We start from the raw sequence: 17524 nt of genomic DNA on the forward strand, positions 1-17524 counted from the left end.
CACATCCGTGTAACACGGGGCCCCCGTAATCCGATGACAGGTACAGCAGACGAGTTGGAACTCGCCGTAGCCGAGGCGGTCAAGGGTGACCGTGTCGCTGCCACGCGGGTGCTGGAGCTCGTGCGGCCCGGTGTGGTGCGGTATTGCCGTTCCCGCGTCGGTGGCTCGGAGAGGGTCAACCTGTCTGCTGACGATGTCGCCCAGGAGGTTCTGATCGCGGTTCTCTCGGCTCTGCCGGGGTACCGGGACCAGGGACGTCCCTTCATGGCCTTCGTGTACGGGATCGCGGCCCACAAGGTCGCGGACGCCCATCGTGGCGCCGCGCGGAACAAGTCCGACCCCGTGGAGTACCTCCCCGAGGTGCTCTCGACCGACACGGGGCCGGAGGACCACGTCCTCGACGGCGAGGTGTCGAGAGCGGTGAGCCGCCTCCTCGGCACGCTGCCCGAGAAGCAGAGGGAGATCATCCGGCTACGTGTGGTGGTCGGACTCTCCGCGGAGGAGACGGCGGAGATCGTCGACAGTACGGCCGGCGCCGTGCGCGTCGCCCAACACCGGGCGATGAAGCAGCTCCGGGCGAGGATCGAGCAGGACGGAGAGGAGCGATGGCGATGAACGACGAAGTCGATCCCGGCACCCGGGACGATGACGCCTCGCTCCGCGCGCATGACGTGGACGGCCACGACGAGGACCGTGTCGACGAGGACCGGGTCGAGGTGGATCGCGACGACGAGCTCCTCGACGCGCTCGGACGCGGCGACCGTCCCGAGGGGGATGAGCCTCTCGTCGCGCTGCTCGCCGACTGGCGCGCCGAGGTGGACTCGGCCGGACTGCCGGACCTGCCCAGCGACGAGCAGATCGAGGTGGCCCTCGCCCCGAACGTCTCCCGACTGTGGCCGCGCCGCGGGTGGGTGCATTCGGGCGAGCACCACCACGGCCAGCGTCCGGCCCTGTGGCAGGCGGTGACCGGCGCCGCCGCAGTGGCGGCCGTGATCGTCGGCGGTCTGTCCGTGGCCGCGCACAGCGCGATGCCGGGCGACCCGCTCTGGGGGGTGTCCAAGACGATGTTCTCCGACCGTGCCGGGAACGTCGAGCTCGTGAGCGATCTCAGCGAGGACCTCGCCGCCGCGGACCTCGCCGCCCGAGAGGGGGACCGGAACGAGGCCGAGCGGCTGCTCGATGAGGTGAGCGCGCGGCTCGACGAGGTCTCCGACGCCTCCGAACGAGTCGAGCTCATGAAGCGTCGGGACGCCATCAAGCGCGATCTCAGTCGGGTCACCCCGAGCGTCGTCCCGTCGCCCGCCCCGGCACCCGCGCCGGCCCCGTCGCCCCCGCCCGCTCCGGGTGTGGCGACTCTCGTTCCCGGCCTCCCCGTGCCGGTGCCGTCCAACCTGGTCCCCCCGCCGCCTCCGGGGATGCCGGTCATCCCGCTCCCGCTCGACGGGCTGCGGATCTCGACCACGCTGCAGATCCCGATCGACACCCAGCGGATCCAGGATTTCCTGTCACCGACGACCGGACGACAGGGTGACGAGGCGGATGACGACCGGGTGGTGCCGGCGCCGACGCCGAGCCGCACCACCGTGACCCAGGTCCCGACTCCCACGCAGCCGGCGCCGACCGACTCACAACAGACCTCGCAGTCGGTCCGGCCGACGAACTGACCCCGGGAAACGACTCGATCCCCGCCCCTCTCGGAGGGACGGGGATCGAGTCGTCCGGGCCGGGCCGGGCCGGGCCGGGCCCGGGTCGAACGGGCGGCACCCGCGCGCGGCGACCGCCTCTGCTCAGCGGCGCCAGTTGAGTCGACGGGGGCGCAGGGCCCGGGCGGCGTCCGCGTATCCGCGGCAGTACTCCCAGGTGACGTAGTCGTCCGGGATCGGGTCGAAGGCAGGCTCGTGGGGGAGGAGGGAGCCGTCCTCGAGAAGCTGCATGAGGTTGGCGCGGAGCATGTCCCACTCGTGGTAGTGCTCCTCGGCGCAGTCGTCACACTGGACCGCGACCCCCTTCACCCCGATCGGGGCCAGCAACCGACGGAACTCCGAGAGATCCGCGAGGTCCTCCTCGATCGCCCGCCGCTCGTCCGCGTCGAGCGGGCCCGTGGGCATGTCGTCATCGACGGGGTCGAGCTCGGCCAGCTCCGCGGCCGGATCATCCGGATCTCCGGCGAACGGGTCGGGCGGCATTCCGTGCCGTAGGGGATCGTCCACGACCTCCACCGTACCCGTGACCACGGTCTCACGTGGTCGACGGTTCGAGCCGTGGCCCCCGGAACCACTATCCTCGAAAGTCAGCACCTAGACGACCCCCCAGGAGGACGGCAGATGAGCGAGTCGAATGGCCCCGTGCGCACCGGCGGCGACGACCCGACCAAGGTCGCGATGGTGGGCCTGACGTTCGACGACGTGCTCCTCCTCCCGGCCGCGTCCGAGGTGGTCCCGAGTGAGGTCGACACCAGCACCCGCCTGACACGGGACATCACCCTGCGGGTGCCGCTGATCTCGTCGGCGATGGACACCGTGACCGAGGCCCGCATGGCCATCGCCATGGCACGGCAGGGCGGGATCGGCGTCCTGCACCGCAACCTCTCCGTGGGGGACCAGGCCGCCCAGGTCGAGACGGTGAAGCGGTCCGAGGCCGGGATGGTGACCGACCCGGTGACCTGCGCGCCCAGCGACACGTTGGCGGAGGTCGACGAGAAGTGCGCCCGCTACCGCATCTCCGGATTGCCGGTGACCGACGAGCGCGGTGAGCTGGTCGGCATCATCACCAACCGCGACATGCGGTTCGAGATGGACAAGTCCCGGCGGGTCGACGAGGTCATGACCCGGGCGCCCCTGGTGGTCGCGCGGGAGGGCGTCACCGCGGAGGCGGCGCTCGGCCTGCTGCGCCGGCACAAGATCGAGAAGCTGCCGATCGTCGACGGTGACGGGCGACTGACCGGACTCATCACGGTGAAGGACTTCGTCAAGACGGAGAAGCACCCCGACGCCACCAAGGACTCGGACGGCCGGCTGCGCGTGGCCGCCGCCATCGGCACCGGGGAGGACGCCTGGCAGCGCGCCGGGGCCCTCACCGACGCCGGGGTGGACGCCCTGGTGGTCGACACCGCCCACGCCCACAACCGCAACGCCCTCGACATGGTCGCCCGGGTCAAGCGGGAACTCGGCGACCGCGTGCAGGTGATCGGGGGCAACCTCGCCACCCGCGGTGCCGCCCAGGCGATGATCGACGCGGGTGCGGACGCCATCAAGGTGGGCATCGGCCCCGGTTCCATCTGCACCACCCGGGTGGTCGCGGGCGTGGGTGCTCCCCAGATCACCGCGATCCTCGAGGCCTCGGTCGCAGCGCATGCGGCGGGGATCCCCGTCATCGCCGACGGCGGAATGCAGTACTCCGGTGACGTGGCCAAGGCGATCGCCGCCGGCGCCTCGGCCTGCATGTTCGGGTCCCTGCTCGCGGGGTGCACCGAATCGCCGGGTGAGCTGATCTTCGTGGACGGCAAGCAGTACAAGGTCTACCGCGGCATGGGTTCGCTGGGCGCGATGCGCGGCCGCGGCAAGCCCGGGCAGGAGAAGTCGTTCTCCAAGGACCGGTACTTCCAGGACGACGTGCTGTCCGAGGAGAAGCTGGTGCCCGAGGGCATCGAGGGGCGGGTCCCGTATCGCGGAGACGTCGGTCAGGTGCTCCACCAGCTCGCCGGAGGGCTGCGTGCGGGCATGGGCTACACCGGAGCCGCCACCATCCCGGAGATGCACCGTGCCCAGTTCGTCCAGATCACGGCCGCGGGGCTCAGGGAGAGCCACCCGCACGCGATCCAGATGACGGTCGAGGCCCCCAACTACAACGTCAAGGACTGAAGTCGCGTGCGCAATGTCGTGGAGATCGGCCTGGGTCGCGAGGCCCGTCGGATGTTCGGGCTGGGCGAGGTCGACATCGTCCCCTCCCGCCGGACCCGCAGCTCCAAGGAGGTGTCCACCTCCTGGCAGATCGACGCCTACCAGATGGACATCCCGGTGATGACCCACCCGACCGACGCCGTGGTCTCCCCGGACTCGGCGGTGGAGTTCTCCAAGCTCGGTGGTCTGGCCGTGCTCAACGGAGAGGGACTGTGGGCCCGTCACGCCGATCCCGATGCCGTGATCGCCGAGCTGAGGGAGCTCGCGCTGGAGGACGTGACCGGCAACCGGGCCGTGGCGCGACTGCAGGAGCTGCACCGCGCCCCGATCGACCGCGAGCTCCTCGCCGCTGCGGTTCACCGCATCCGCGACGAGGGTGCGACCGTGGCGGTGCGGGTCTCACCGCAGCACGCGCGCGAGCTCACCCCGGGGCTCGTCGCGGCGGGGGTCGACCTGCTGGTGGTGCAGGGCACGATCATCTCGGCGGAGCACGTCAGCGGTGAGGACGCCCCGCTCGACCTCAAGGAGTTCATCGGTGGCCTCGATGTCCCGGTGATCGCCGGCGGCGTCGTCGACTACAAGACCGCCCTGCACCTCATGCGCACGGGCGCCGCCGGTGTGATCGTGGGATACGGCGGGGTCGACGGCATCACCACCACCGGCCAGGTGCTGGGTATGGAGGTCCACATGGCCACCGCGATCGCCGACGCGGCCGCGGCCCGGCGGGACTACCTCGACGAGACCGGAGGCCGCTACGTGCACGTGTTGGCCGACGGCGACATCTACACCTCCGGTGACATCGCCCGCGCCGTGGCGTGCGGCGCCGACGCGGTGGTCCTCGGGCCGCTGCTCGCCGGCTCGTTGGAGTCCCCGGGCCGCGGTGTCTACTGGGACGCGGTCTCCGCCCACCCCAAGGTGCCGCGTGGGCATGTGTCCGAGGTGGAGGACGAGACGGCCCTGGCGCCACTGGAAGAGGTCCTCGAGGGGCCCACCAGCGTCCCCGACGGCACCCGCAACCTCATGGGCGGACTGCGTCGCGCGATGGCGAAGTGCGGCTACTCCGACGTCAAGGGTTTCCAGAAGGTGGACCTGTCCGTCCGGCCCTGATCGCCCGACCGGGGGTCGGACGGCCCCACTCTCTGGACAAATCGTGACCTACTGTCGGGTAGGTTCGAGGGTGCTCGGGTACTGTGATGCCCACCATCGACCACTCCTGGGAGTTGCACCATGACGCCGCACACACCGTCGACCCCGACCGACGCCCCCACCACGCCGACGGACACGGATGTCGTCGTCATCGGATCCGGTTTCGGTGGCAGCGTCACGGCCCTGCGGTTGTCGGAGAAGGGGTACCGCGTCACGGTCATCGAGGCGGGTCGCCGCTTCGAGGACGCGGACCTGCCCAAGACGTCCTGGCGACTCCACCGGTACGTGTGGGCGCCCAAGCTCAAGCTGTTCGGGATCCAGCGCGTCCACATGATGCGCGACGTGATGATCCTCGCCGGCGCGGGCGTGGGCGGGGGATCGCTCAACTACGCCAACACGCTGTACAAGCCCACGAGCCAGTTCTTCAAGGACCGGCAGTGGGGTCACATCACGGACTGGGAGTCCGAACTCTCCCCGTTCTACGACCAGGGCCGCCGCATGCTGGGCGTGGTCACCAATCCCACGCACACCCACTCGGACGAGGTCATGAAGAAGGTGGCCCGCGTTACATGGGCGCCGAGGACACCTTCGTCTACACCCCGGTCGGCGTGTTCTTCGGCGAGAAGACCGGCGGTCAGGGCAAGCCCGGCGAGCTCGTCCCCGATCCGTACTTCGGCGGGGTGGGGCCGGATCGCAACGCGTGCATCGAGTGCGGCGAGTGCATGACCGGCTGCCGGCACAACGCCAAGAACACGCTGATGAAGAACTACCTCGCCCTGGCCGAGCGCGCGGGCGCCCGCATCCTGGACCGGACCACGGTCAGCGACCTGCGCGAGCGCGGCGACGGCACGTGGGAGATCACCCTCGAGCGGACGGGCGCCTGGACGCGTCGCGGCAAGCGCACCACCACGGTGACCGCCGGTCAGGTCGTCGTGGCGGCCGGCACCTGGGGAACCCAGCACCTGCTCCACTACGCCAAGGACTCCGGGTCCCTGCCCAGGCTCTCGGATGCGATCGGTCGGCTCACTCGGACCAACTCGGAGGCGATCCTCGGGGCCATGCGTCCGAACTACAAGCCGGAGCAGGACTTCTCCGAGGGAGTGGCCATCACGTCGTCGTTCCATCCCCGGTCGGACACCCACATCGAACCGGTCCGGTACGGCAAGGGCTCCAACGCCATCGCCATCCTGCAGACCCTGCTCACGGACGGTGACGGGCCGCTCCCGCGGTGGCGCACCCTGCTGGCCGAGGTCCGCCGCAACCCGGCCATGTTCATGCAGCTGTTCTATCTGCGCCGCTGGAGCCAGCGTTCGGTGATCGCGCTCGTGATGCAGAACCTGGACAACTCGCTGCAGACCTACGTCAAGCGCTTCGGTCCGTTCAGGTACGTCACCAGCAAGCAGGGTCACGGGGAGCCCAACCCCACCTGGATCCCCGCCGGAAACGAGGCCACCCGCAAGATCGCCGAGGAGATCGGCGGCCTGCCCGGGGGCACGTGGGGCGAGATCGCCAACATCCCGCTCACCGCCCACTTCCTGGGCGGGTGCGTGATCTCGGATTCGCCCGAGACCGGGGTCGTGGACCCGTACCACCGCGTGTGGAACTACCCGACGATGCACATCGTGGACGGCTCGGCGATCTCCGCGAACCTCGGTGTCAACCCGGCGCTGAGCATCACCGCCCAGGCCGAGCGGGCCATGTCGCTGTGGCCCAACAAGGGTGAGGCCGACCAGCGCCCGGCCCAGGGCGAGGACTACCGGCGCCTGTCGCCGGTCCCGCCCGTGTCGCCGATGGTCCCGGAGGCCGCGCCGGGAGCCCTGCGGCTGCCGATCGTCCAGGTCAGCTGACGGTCGACCCCCGTGGTCAGGAGGCGGTGAGCCCGGTCAGGGGGCGGTGAGCTCGAGCAACTCGTCGAGCGCCGCCGCGATCCCGCGGGCCACCGCGTCCGGGTCCGGCACCAGGTGTTCGCACGAGATCACCCCCAGGTCGAGCCGCCCGTCGGTCGACAGGCTGGTCACGGACAGCCCCGCACCGTGGAGCAGCGGGCCGAAGGGGTGCATGTGGGTGATCCGCGCGCCGAGGAAGTAGAGCGCGTGGCGGGGGCCGGGCACGTTGGAGACGATGAGGTTGTAGATCACCGGGTGGACGTCGGCCAGTCTCAGCGCCTCGTACGCCCGCATGCCCATGTCGAGCAGCCGACGGGGGCCCATGCGGGCCCAGTTGTCCAGGAGGGCCGGGCGGATGCTCGCGGCCTGGCGCTTCGTGGTCTCCGCTGCGGCGGAGATCCGATCGTACCGTTCGACCGGGTCGGCCACATCCGTGGCCAGGGAGACGAACATGGCCGACACCTGGTTGGCGCCACCGGTGGCCAGATCGTCTCGGGTGGACATGGGGACGATCGCCACCATGGAGGAGGTGGGAGAGTCTCCGTGGGCCTCGAGGTAGGACCTGACAGCGCCGCCGACCACGGTGAGGAGGACGTCGTTGACGGTGCCGCCGAGGCGGGCGGTGACGAGCTTGACGGACGCCAGGTCGAGTGATGCGGTGGCCACGGCGCGGTGCGGGGTGAGCGAGTGGTTGAAGAGGGTCCGCGGCGCCGTGAACGGGGCCGGCATGGATTCCCCGTGGCCCGCCCGGCCGCGCGCGCGTCTCATGGCCGCGGGGACCGACAGCGTCTCGGGGAGCAGTCGGAGGAGGGCCAGGGGCCGGCCCAGCACGTCGCGGGCGCCACCGGCGATCAGCTGCAGGGTGTTGGCCCGTCCGACGTGCGTGCGCACGAGCGCGGGATCCTGGTCGGGCGTGGTGGCGTCCGTCGCGGCGAGGGCGGAGAGCAACTCGGCGCCCAGCATCCCGTCGATGACCGAGTGGTGGACCCGGCAGAACGCGCTGACGGTCGGCGCGTGCGGGTCACCCCGCTCGATGATCCAGACCTGCCACAGCGGGTGGGCGCGGTCCAGCGGGGTGGAGGCGAGCCGACCGCACGTCTCCAGCAGCTCGGCCTCGGTGCCGGCCGGCCCGAGTTCGATCCGGCGTAGGTGGTGGGTGATGTCGAAGTCGAAGTCCTCGACCCACGCCGGGTGGCCGGGGTTCCACGGTGAGTCGTGGACCTTGCGGCGGAACGGGGGGACGGCTTTGACCCGGCGGGCGAGCCCCGATCGCAGGCGTTCGAACGAGTAGCCCTCCTCGATGGTGGTCACGTCGAGGTGGACCAGGCCGTTGATCACCATCATCTGCTCGGCGGTCTCGAGGTAGAGGAAGCTCGCGTCGAGCCCGGTCATCCGTTCCACGTGTCAGCGCTCCCCGGCGGCCGCCGACCGCGCCGCCTCCCGGGTGAGTTCCAGCAGTCGGGCCATCGCCTCCCGGATCCCGGTGGCCAGCAGGTCGGGGTCGGGGGCGAGGTGCTCGCAGGCGTTGATCCCCACGTCGAGTCGACCGCCCATGGACATGGCGGTGACCGAGAGTCCGGAACCGTGCATGAGGGGCCCGAGCGGGTAGACGTGGGTCACCCGGCATCCGAGGAAGTCCAGTCCCTGACGGGGCCCGGGGATGTTCGACACGACGAGGTTGTGCACGACGGGATGCAGGTCCGCCAGGTGGAAGTCGCCGTAGATCCGCATCAGCATCTGCAGGGTCCGGGCGGGGGCGAGCGTGGCGACGTCCTGGATGAGGTCCGGCCGCATGCCGTTCTTCGACTGCTTCTTGCCCCGGCTGGTGCGGGCGGCGATGGCGCGCAGGCGCTCGAGCGGGTCGGCGATGTCGGTCCCGAGGGACGCGAACAGGACCGTCACGCGGTTGTTGCCCCGGGCGTCCTCGGCGTCGCGGGTGGAGACGGGGACCACGGCGACGAGCGACGTGTCGGGCAGGTCGTCGTGGGAGCGCAGGTACCGCCGCAGCGCGCCGCCCATCACCGCGAGGAACACGTCGTTGACGGTCACGCCGAAGGCGTCCTTGATCTCGCTGATCTCACCGAGGTCGAGTGAGGCACCCCAGACCGCCCGGTGGGGGGTGATGGTGGCGTTGAAGCGGGTGCGGGGCGCGGTGAACGGTGCCGCCCTGGGAACGACGACGAGGTCGTCCGTGGCGTCGGCCGTGCCCGTCTCCTCCGGGGCCGGATCGTCCGACTTCTTCCTGGCCGCCGTGGCCCTGCGCAGTGCGAAGGGGAGCGCGGCGAACTCGGGTACCAGCCGGGCCAGGGTCAGCGGGCGGCGTACGGAGAAATCCCACCACCCGCCGGCGAGGAGCCGGATGGGGTTGGCGTTGCCCGCCTCGACGCGGACCATGTCGAGGTCGCGGGCGGAGGGCTGCTCTCCGGCGGAGGCGAACTTGCGCAGGATGTTCGCGCCGTTGGCCCCGTCGAGGATGGCGTGGTGGGCCCGGAAGTACACGACGATGGTGTCCGGTTCGGTGAGCCGCTCGAGGACCCACATCTCCCACAGGGGGCGTGACCTGTCCAGCGGGCGGCTGCCGAGGGTGCCGCACATCTCGAACACCGCGCGGTCGTCACCGGGGTGGTCCACGTCGACGCGGCGGACGTGTGCGGTGATGTCGAGGTCGTATTCCTCGACCCACGCGGGGTGGCCGAGGTTGAGCGGGGAGTCGTAGATCTTGCGTCGGAGTTCGGGCAGTTCCTTGATCCGGCGGCCGAGCTCGGTCCGGAGCCATTCGAAGGAGTACCCGACCTCGAGGCCGGAGACGTCGACGAAGAGGATCCCACCCACCACGAGGGGTTGCTGGGGGGTCTCCATGTACAACAGGCTCGCGTCGAAACCGGTCATTCGCTCCATCGATGCGCTCCAGCTCTCTCGGTCCCGGGCCGGCCGGGGTCGTGGTGGGGTTCATTGTGAACCCCGGCACGGGGGATGTGGCCGAGTTCGGCGGATGGGCCGCGGGGCCTAGACTCGACCCCGTGGCCGAGAACGCACAGACCGACTCCCAGATCGCCGCCGAGGCGGTGGCGCCCCGCCCGGTACTCGTGGTGGACTTCGGCGCCCAGTACGCGCAGCTCATCGCGCGCCGCGTGCGCGAGGCGCGCATCTACTCCGAGGTGATCCCGCACACCGCGACGATCGAGGAGATCCGCGCCAAGGATCCCGTCGCCCTGGTGTTGTCCGGCGGACCCGCGAGCGTGTACGCCGAGGACGCGCCCTCGCTCGACCCGGCGGTGTTCGATCTGGGTCTGCCGGTGTTCGGCATCTGTTACGGCTTCCAGGCGATGGCCGGTGCCCTCGGCGGCGAGGTCGCGCACACGGGTAGCCGCGAGTACGGCCGCACCGACGTGAGCGTGTCAGGCGGCCTCCTGCACGCCGGACTGCCGGAGCACCACCCGGTGTGGATGAGCCACGGGGACGCGGTCACGGCCGCGCCCGAGGGGTTCACCGTCACCGCGTCGTCGTCCGGTGCCCCGGTCGCCGCGTTCGAGTGCACCGAGCGGCGCATGGCCGGAGTGCAGTACCACCCGGAGGTCCTGCATTCGCCGCACGGCCAGCAGGTGCTGAGCCGCTTCCTCACCGAGGTGGCGGGGCTCGAGCCGACGTGGACCGCGTCGAACATCGCCGACCAGCTGGTGGAGGCCGTCCGCGAGCAGATCGGCGACGGCCACGCGATCTGCGGCCTGTCGGGCGGCGTCGACTCGGCCGTCGCGGCCGCCCTGGTCCAGCGTGCGATCGGGGACCGCCTCACGTGTGTGTTCGTCGACCACGGACTGTTGCGTGCGGGCGAGCGTGAGCAGGTCGAGAACGACTTCGTGGCCGCCACCGGTGCCCGCCTCATCACGCTGGACGACTCCGATGTCTTCCTCGGGCACCTCGCCGATGTCACCGACCCGGAGACCAAGCGCAAGATCATCGGCCGCGAGTTCATCCGGTCTTTCGAGCGGGCGGTGACGCAGGCGCTCGAACTCCAGGGTTCCGGTGAGGCCGCCGCCTCCTCCGTCGACTTCCTCGTCCAGGGCACGCTCTACCCGGACGTCGTCGAGTCCGGTGGCGGAGCGGGTACGGCCAACATCAAGAGCCACCACAATGTCGGCGGCCTGCCGGACGATGTGGAGTTCACGCTCGTCGAGCCACTGCGGCTGCTGTTCAAGGACGAGGTCCGCGCCGTGGGCCGTGAGCTCGGTCTGCCCGAGGCGATCGTCGGTCGCCACCCGTTCCCCGGTCCGGGCCTGGCGATCCGCATCGTCGGCGCCGTGGACCGCGACCGACTGGAGACCCTGCGCGCGGCGGACGCGATCGTGCGCGAGGAGATGACCGCAGCGGGCCTGGACTCCACGGTGTGGCAGTGCCCGGTGGTCCTGCTGGCCGATGTCCGGTCGGTGGGCGTGCAGGGCGACGGCCGGACGTACGGTCATCCGATCGTGCTGCGGCCGGTGAGTTCCGAGGACGCCATGACCGCCGACTGGACGCGCGTGCCGTACGAGACACTGGCGCTGATCTCCAACCGCATCACCAACGAGGTCCCTGACGTCAACCGGGTCGTGCTGGACGTGACGAGCAAGCCGCCGGGCACCATCGAGTGGGAGTGAGCCGCCTCCGCACGCCCACACCACCCCACCGCCCCCACCGCCCGGGCATCCGCTCCCGCGCCTGAACTCTCGCTCGCGCGCCTGTACGTTCCGGACACAGCCGCCGACGAATCCGGGGCCGATGGATGGCGCAGGGGCCGTGCGCTGCGTATCGCGGCCGGGCGTCAGCGGCGGATGACCATCATCAGTCCCACGAGTACCGCCAGGACGAGTCCCGCGGCCAGCAACGCCGTCGGGGCGATCGCGGGCGCTCCCAGGATCGCCCACACCGCCACTCCCAGCGAGGTCACGCCGGCCAGGGCGAGAACCGGGGACCCGAACCGCCGGTGCTCCACCACCTCGACGGCGCCGGCCGGGGTGGTCGCGGGCTCGGGGGAGACCCCGAATCCGAGCGGTTCGGGTGTCGGGTATCCGGTGCCGTAGGGCAGCGGGTCGTACAGCTGCGGGTCGAACCGCGGCGACTGGTCGGGCGGGGCTCCCGCGGTGGAGTGGTGGCGGTCGTCTGCGGGCGTGTTCGTACTCATCGGGTGACCTTCACGCTTCCCATCTCGGTGGTGATGTCCAGGGTCAGGACCGGCCCGTCGGTGTCGGCGGGCGGGTCGGGGCAGTCGACGGAGCCGATGTCGGTCCGGCAGTCGGCCTGCACGGCGAGCCCGTCGGGCAGCAGCACCCGCACCTCACCGACCTGGTTGGTGATGCTGTAGCTGCGGTCGCGGTCCAGGTCGAGCTCGCGCATGTCGACGGTGACGGTGCCGACGTCGTGGGTGACCGGCGTGTCCAGTTGGGCGGGGGAGGTGATCTCCACCCGCTCGTCGCCGATGGTCTCCCAGCCACCCGCGGGGACCTGGACCGACAGGGCGAGCAGCACGAACCCGACGAGTGGTCCGGCCACCACGAGCAGCCCGTACCCGCGGCGGGTGACGGCGCCGACGAGCAGCCCGCCGGCCACCACCGCCAGGGCGATCGCGGCGATGCGCGTGGTGTCGAGCCAGGTGAATCCGCCCAGCGTCGACAACCCGGTGGCGACCGCGGTCGCGATGAGTGCCAGGCCGATCGTGACCTTGGTCAGCCGCGACCGGGGCCGGGTCGGTTCGACCGGGGCGGGGGCGACGCCGGGTTCGGGCAGGTCCCACGCGAACGGGGCGGCGCCGAGCGGATCCCACGACGGCGGCACCGGGGGCCCGAAGGGGGCGTCGGGGCCGGAGCCGGGCGCCTGGGAGGCCCCGGGCGCGCGCCACGGCCCGGCGTCTGTGGCCGCGCCCCTCGACGCGTCGGAGCCGTGCGTGGTGGGGGGCCGCACCGCGGAGACCTCCGCCCACCCGGCGGGTGGTTCGGGGGTGCGCCGGTGCAGGCCGTACCAGCCGGCGAGCATCGCCGCGACCATGAGGAACCCGGCGCCGACGAGGAGGGTCTCCCCGGAAGCGCCGAAGGTGGGGGCGGAGAGGAGGACGACGACGACGAGGATCACCGCGGTGACCTTGGAGCCCGACGCCCGGCCCTTCCCCAGGAGCGCCTCCCCGGAGGAGACCTCGTCGCCGGCGGAGCGCAGGAGCAGCCACATCAGGGCGTACAGGAACACGCCCGCCCCACCCCACAGTGCGGCGATGACGAACGCGACGCGGAAGAGGACCGGGTCGACGCCGTAGCGCCGACCGAAGCCGCCGCACACGCCGGCGATCCTGGAATCGTCCGGGGTCCGGACGGGTCGGGTCCGCCACAGGGAGCGGCGCTCGGACGGGAGGTCGTGGGTGTTCGTTCTGGACATGACCCCATCGTGGTCCGTGGGCGTCCGCGGCACATCGGGGTCCGACCCTGATTTCCGACCCCGAGACCGCAGGGGAGGGAGGATGGCGGGATGGTCGACACCGTCATGGGTTTCCTGGGCTCCGACGAACAGCTGCGGCTCTTCGGGGTGACGCTGGTCGGGGTCAGCGGGCGGACCGTTCTCAAGGTGCTGCTCAGCATCCTGTTGTTCGTGTTGCTCTCCCTGTTCACGTCGATCTCGCGGGCGGTGATGCGGCTGATCACTGGGCCCGCCGGGTCCGCGTCGAGGTTCTGGACGAAGCAGAGTCTGCAGCTGTTCACCGCCATCGTGGCCGTGCTGGCGCTCTTCTCCATCTGGGTGACCCCGGGAACCGACCTGACGGTGGGGGTCGGACTCGTCACCGCGGGCCTGGCGTTCGCGTTGCAGAAGGTGATCGCGAGTCTGGCGGGATACTTCGTCATCCTCCGGGGGAGGGTCTTCGCGGTCGGTGACCGGATCGCCGTGGGAGGGGTCCGGGGCGACGTGATGTCGCTCGGGTTCCTCCGCACGACCGTCATGGAGATGGGGTCCCCGTCGTCGATGGCCGGCGCGGAGACCGGCAACTGGGTACCGAGCCGTCAGTTCACCGGCCGGGTGGTGACGGTGTCGAACGGCGTCATCTTCGACGAGGCGGTCTACAACTACACCCGCGGGTTCCCCTTCCTCTGGGAGGAACTGTCGCTCACGCTGCCGTTCGACGTGGATCTCCGACGTGTCGACAGGGTGTTCCACGCCTGCGCCGACCGGCACACGAGGGAGCTGAGCGACGAGGCGATGGCGAGCATGCAGCGGATGGGCCGCGTGTACGCGGTCGATGTCCGGGAGTTCGGGCCGCAGGTGTTCATCTCGCTGCAGGAGGACGGGATCCTCGCCACCGTCCGCTTCGTCGTGGGCAGTCACGGTGCGCGGGCGGTCAAGGACGCCATCTCCCGCGACCTGGTCGCCGGATTGCGGGAGGGGGGTGTCTCGCCGGCGAGCATGGCCGTGGATATCCGGGTACTTCCCGATTCCCCTCGGGGCGATGATCTGTGACGATGGCGTCCATGAGTGAGAACGCGACCGATCCCGCGCTGGCCACCGCGGTCCGGTCGGCGTCCCCGGTCGTCGGTCCACCGGTGCGGACCGCCGCCGTGGCGACGACAGATTTCCGGTGGTACCCACGGTTGACCCGGGGCAGCGACGGATCCGTGGTCGCGGGCGTGTGCGTGGGCCTGGCCGACCACCTCGGGGTGCGGGTCGTCCACGTGCGCCTGGTCATGGTCCTGCTGGCCACGCTCTCGGGCGCCGGCGTCGCCCTGTACTCGGCGCTGTGGGCGCTCACCCCGGCCGGTCCCGCGCGGGAGGGCGCGGTTCCGGTCGACGAGCGCGAGCGCAGACGCGGCATGGCGCTGGCCGTCGTGGCGGTGGCGGGCGCGGTGCTCTCGTTCATGGTGACCACCGCCACGGGACTGAGCGTCATCGTCCCCGTCCTCGTCGTGGCCCTGGGTGCCGGGCTGGTCTGGCAGCAGTACGACGGTGGGGGACGAGTCGCGCCGCGGTCGGTCTTCGACTGGGCCAGGGTCACCGCAGGGGCCACCCTCGTCGTCGTCGGGCTCGCCGTCGTCGTCCTCGGTCAGGTCGAGTTCGCCGCCCTGCGGTCGTCCCTCCTCGCGGTCGTGGCCACCCTCGTCGGCGTGGGATTGCTCAGCGTGCCCGTCGGACTGCGACTGTGGCGGTCCCTCGAGGAGGAGCGCGCGGCGCGGATCCGTGAGTCCGAACGCAGCGACATCGCCTCCCACCTGCATGATTCCGTCCTGCAGACCCTGGCACTCATCCAGAAGAGATCCGATGACCCGGGCCAGGTGGCGCGGCTCGCCCGCCGACAGGAACGGGAGCTCCGGCAGTGGCTGTTCGGCGCCGGCTCCCGGATGTCCTCGGGCGCGGCGACCTTCGCGGGGGCGGTCGAGGTGATGGTCGGCGACGTCGAGGACGTCTACGGACTGCGGGTGGACCAGGTCGTGGTGGGCGGTGACGGCCCGGTCGGAGACGCCGGGGAGGCCGTCCTGGGTGCCGTCCGCGAGGCCCTGGTCAACGTCGCCAAGCACGCCGGCGTCGACACCGCCGACGTGTTCGTGGAGAACGACGGACGCACGCTCAGCGCGTTCGTCCGCGACCGCGGACGCGGCTTCGACCCCGATGCCGTGGGCGGCGACCGCCACGGGCTCGCGCAGTCCATCCGACACCGCGTGGAGAGCCGCGGTGGGACCGTGCGCGTGCGCAGTACGCTCGGGCGCGGGACGGAGATCGGGATCGAGATGCCGCTGGAGGGCGAATGACGGACGGGCCGCAGGACGGGTCGGGGGAGTCGATGTGCCGGGTCTTCCTCGTGGACGACCACGCGGTGTTCCGCAGCGGGGTCCGTGCCGAACTCGCCGGGCAGTCGACCATCGAGGTCGTCGGCGAGGCGGGTTCCGTCGCCGAGGCCGTGACCGGCATCGACCGGGTGCGTCCCGACGTGGTGCTGCTCGACGTGCACATGCCCGACGGCGGCGGCGTGGCCGTGCTGCGGTCGGTGCTGGGGGCCGACCCGGGCGGCGTGGCCGATCCCGCCCGCGCCCCGGAACCGACCTTCCTCGCGCTGAGCGTCTCCGACGCCGCCGAGGACGTGATCGCCGTGATCCGCGCCGGCGCGCGCGGCTACGTCACCAAGACCATCACCGGCGAGGACCTGGCCGCCGCCGTGTGTCGGGTCGCCGACGGGGATGCCGTGTTCTCCCCGCGACTGGCCGGGTTCGTGCTGGACGCGTTCGCGCGCGCCTCCCCGGGCCCCGCCGATCGTGGCGAGCCCGTCCACGACCCCGAGGTCGACTCGCTCACCCCGCGTGAGAAGGAGGTGCTGCGGCTGCTGGCCCGCGGCTACACCTACAAGGAGATCGCCGAGGAGTTGTTCATCTCGGTCAAGACGGTGGAGACCCACGCCTCCAACGTCCTCCGCAAGACCCAGCAGTCCAACCGGCACGCGCTGACGCGCTGGGCGCAGTCCCGACACCTGGACTGATCCCCTCGCCCGGCCCGGCCGGGGTGGCTTCTCGCCCGGGTCGGCTCCGCGCACCCACCCGGACCGATAGCGTGACCGGGATGAGCGAACCGCGCGACCTGCCCGTGTGCATCATCGGTGACTCGTTCGTGGCCGGATACGGCGATGACACGGGCCGCGGGTGGACCGCGCACCTGATCGAAGCCGGCCCCTCGGCCGGTGTGCACATCCACGCCGCGGTCGCCGGGATCGGCGGGGACACCTCCGAGATGATCCTGGCCCGCTGGGACGAGGTCGATCGTCGGCGGGCCGCGTTCCCCACGACCGCGGTGATCGCGGAGTTCGGCGTCAACGACGTCATGGAGCACGAGGGCGCGTTGCGTGTCGACGAGGCGGGCACCGTCGCGGCGCTGCGCGGAATGATCGACCGGGCGCCCGAGGGGCGGTTCCTCGTGGTGGGGCCGCCGCCGGTGGTGTGGGACGAGGTCAACGAGCGTATCGCCGCCCGGGCCGAGACCATGGCGCAGGTGTGCGACGAGGCCGGGGTGCCGTTCGTGCCGACCTTCGACGTGCTGCTGGCGGGTGGTCAGTGGATGCGCGAGGTCGCCGCCGGCGATGGCGCCCACCCCGGGCCCGGCGGGTACGAACAGTTCGGCCAGGTGATCTCCGGTCCTGTGCTCGAGTGGTTGCGTCTCCTGCCGGATGTCGAGCCGGGTTACTAACGGGAACTCTTCATGGCGGCCCTGACCGTCACCGTCGGGTCCGCCTCGAGCTCGGCCACGCGCGTCGAGTCCATCGGCAGCAGCGCGATGCGCCCGTCGGAGTCGAAGTGCAGCGCCCAGCCGTAGGTCTTGGCCAGCGGGGAGGTGCGCAGGCACGGTTGGCCCGTGGAGAAGAACCGTTCGCGTTCTGCTGCGCGGTCGACTTCGGCTATGTCCTTGCGCTGGCAGTACACGTCGAATATCAGGTCATCGCTCGTCCACCTGTAGTCCTCGCCCGAGAGTCGTTCGTACTGCAGCTCGGCGACCGACCCCTTCCCGGAGGGCGGGGCGGTCGCCGCCACGGCCCTGGTGTCCGGGGCGGGCAGGATCAGGGTGTCGGTGTAGTGGGTGGTGTGCATTGTGCGCCTCTGTTCCTGT

At 71.2% G+C, this 17524-nt stretch carries 15 protein-coding genes and 1 pseudogene; 10 read left to right on the plus strand and 6 right to left on the minus strand.

What is annotated here, in order from left to right:
* The first annotated feature begins 33 nt into the window (after nt 1-33).
* The gene (locus OVA21_RS02705) at nt 34-615 is read left to right on the plus strand and encodes a sigma-70 family RNA polymerase sigma factor (protein ID WP_067712600.1); all 582 of its coding nucleotides are present in this window, start codon (nt 34-36) and stop codon (nt 613-615) included.
* On the plus strand, nt 612-1664 hold the full coding sequence (locus OVA21_RS02710; RefSeq protein WP_268091724.1) for an anti-sigma-D factor RsdA: 1053 nt from the start codon (nt 612-614) through the stop codon (nt 1662-1664). Before OVA21_RS02705 ends, OVA21_RS02710 begins: the two co-directional genes overlap by 4 nt.
* A 123-nt stretch (nt 1665-1787) precedes the next feature.
* On the opposite strand, the gene OVA21_RS02715 is transcribed toward OVA21_RS02710, so the two are convergent.
* Nucleotides 1788-2210, minus strand: a complete 423-nt coding sequence (locus OVA21_RS02715) for a DUF5319 domain-containing protein (RefSeq protein WP_372502191.1) — start codon at nt 2208-2210, stop codon at nt 1788-1790.
* A 114-nt stretch (nt 2211-2324) separates the two neighbouring features.
* On the opposite strand from OVA21_RS02715, the gene guaB reads away from it, so the two are divergent.
* The 3 genes and pseudogenes from guaB to OVA21_RS02730 all read left to right on the plus strand — a co-directional run bounded on the left by guaB (nt 2325) and on the right by OVA21_RS02730 (nt 6892).
* The gene (gene guaB, locus OVA21_RS02720; RefSeq protein ID WP_067712595.1) at nt 2325-3860 is read left to right on the plus strand and encodes an IMP dehydrogenase; all 1536 of its coding nucleotides are present in this window, start codon (nt 2325-2327) and stop codon (nt 3858-3860) included.
* 6 nt (nt 3861-3866) lie between these two features.
* Nucleotides 3867-5006, plus strand: coding sequence for a GuaB3 family IMP dehydrogenase-related protein (locus OVA21_RS02725; RefSeq protein WP_268091725.1), 1140 nt, complete (start codon nt 3867-3869; stop codon nt 5004-5006).
* A gap of 120 nt (nt 5007-5126) precedes the next feature.
* Nucleotides 5127-6892, plus strand: a pseudogene (locus OVA21_RS02730) (FAD-dependent oxidoreductase).
* Nucleotides 6893-6928: 36 nt separating this feature from the next.
* On the opposite strand, the gene OVA21_RS02735 reads toward OVA21_RS02730, so the two are convergent.
* Entirely contained in the window at nt 6929-8323 is a 1395-nt protein-coding gene (locus tag OVA21_RS02735) for a WS/DGAT/MGAT family O-acyltransferase (RefSeq protein ID WP_268093100.1), read from the minus strand.
* A gap of 12 nt (nt 8324-8335) precedes the next feature.
* A complete protein-coding gene (locus tag OVA21_RS02740) occupies nt 8336-9829 on the minus strand; it encodes a WS/DGAT/MGAT family O-acyltransferase (RefSeq protein ID WP_268091727.1) in 1494 nt (497 codons plus the stop codon).
* Between the two features lie 122 nt (nt 9830-9951).
* Between OVA21_RS02740 and guaA the strand changes: the two genes are divergently transcribed.
* Entirely contained in the window at nt 9952-11565 is a 1614-nt protein-coding gene (gene guaA, locus OVA21_RS02745) for a glutamine-hydrolyzing GMP synthase (protein ID WP_269502373.1), read from the plus strand.
* A 164-nt stretch (nt 11566-11729) separates the two neighbouring features.
* Here guaA and OVA21_RS02750 read toward each other — a convergent pair whose 3' ends face one another.
* Both OVA21_RS02750 and OVA21_RS02755 read right to left on the minus strand, forming a co-directional pair.
* Nucleotides 11730-12089 carry a hypothetical protein gene (locus OVA21_RS02750; protein WP_206474526.1) on the minus strand — a complete coding sequence of 120 codons (360 nt, stop codon included), beginning with the start codon at nt 12087-12089 and terminating at the stop codon, nt 11730-11732.
* On the minus strand, nt 12086-13330 hold the full coding sequence (locus tag OVA21_RS02755) for a PspC domain-containing protein (protein ID WP_268091728.1): 1245 nt from the start codon (nt 13328-13330) through the stop codon (nt 12086-12088). Before OVA21_RS02755 ends, OVA21_RS02750 begins: the two co-directional genes overlap by 4 nt.
* Nucleotides 13331-13420: 90 nt before the next feature.
* Between OVA21_RS02755 and OVA21_RS02760 the strand changes: the two genes are divergently transcribed.
* The 4 genes from OVA21_RS02760 to OVA21_RS02775 all read left to right on the plus strand — a co-directional run bounded on the left by OVA21_RS02760 (nt 13421) and on the right by OVA21_RS02775 (nt 17107).
* Nucleotides 13421-14401, plus strand: coding sequence for a mechanosensitive ion channel family protein (locus tag OVA21_RS02760; protein ID WP_132063540.1), 981 nt, complete (start codon nt 13421-13423; stop codon nt 14399-14401).
* An 11-nt stretch (nt 14402-14412) separates the two neighbouring features.
* Nucleotides 14413-15684, plus strand: a complete 1272-nt coding sequence (locus OVA21_RS02765; RefSeq protein WP_132063539.1) for an ATP-binding protein — start codon at nt 14413-14415, stop codon at nt 15682-15684.
* Nucleotides 15681-16406 carry a response regulator transcription factor gene (locus tag OVA21_RS02770; protein ID WP_326493459.1) on the plus strand — a complete coding sequence of 242 codons (726 nt, stop codon included), beginning with the start codon at nt 15681-15683 and terminating at the stop codon, nt 16404-16406. Before OVA21_RS02765 ends, OVA21_RS02770 begins: the two co-directional genes overlap by 4 nt.
* A gap of 80 nt (nt 16407-16486) precedes the next feature.
* Nucleotides 16487-17107, plus strand: a complete 621-nt coding sequence (locus OVA21_RS02775; RefSeq protein ID WP_069389174.1) for an SGNH/GDSL hydrolase family protein — start codon at nt 16487-16489, stop codon at nt 17105-17107.
* On the opposite strand, the gene OVA21_RS02780 is transcribed toward OVA21_RS02775, so the two are convergent.
* The gene (locus tag OVA21_RS02780) at nt 17104-17505 is read right to left on the minus strand and encodes a DUF6157 family protein (RefSeq protein ID WP_096905916.1); all 402 of its coding nucleotides are present in this window, start codon (nt 17503-17505) and stop codon (nt 17104-17106) included. The two genes, OVA21_RS02775 and OVA21_RS02780, sit on opposite strands and share 4 nt — an antisense overlap.
* Between the last annotated feature and the right edge of the window lie 19 nt (nt 17506-17524).

The organism is Dietzia sp. SL131 (assembly GCF_026672565.1).
GTDB lineage: Bacteria > Actinomycetota > Actinomycetes > Mycobacteriales > Mycobacteriaceae > Dietzia > Dietzia kunjamensis.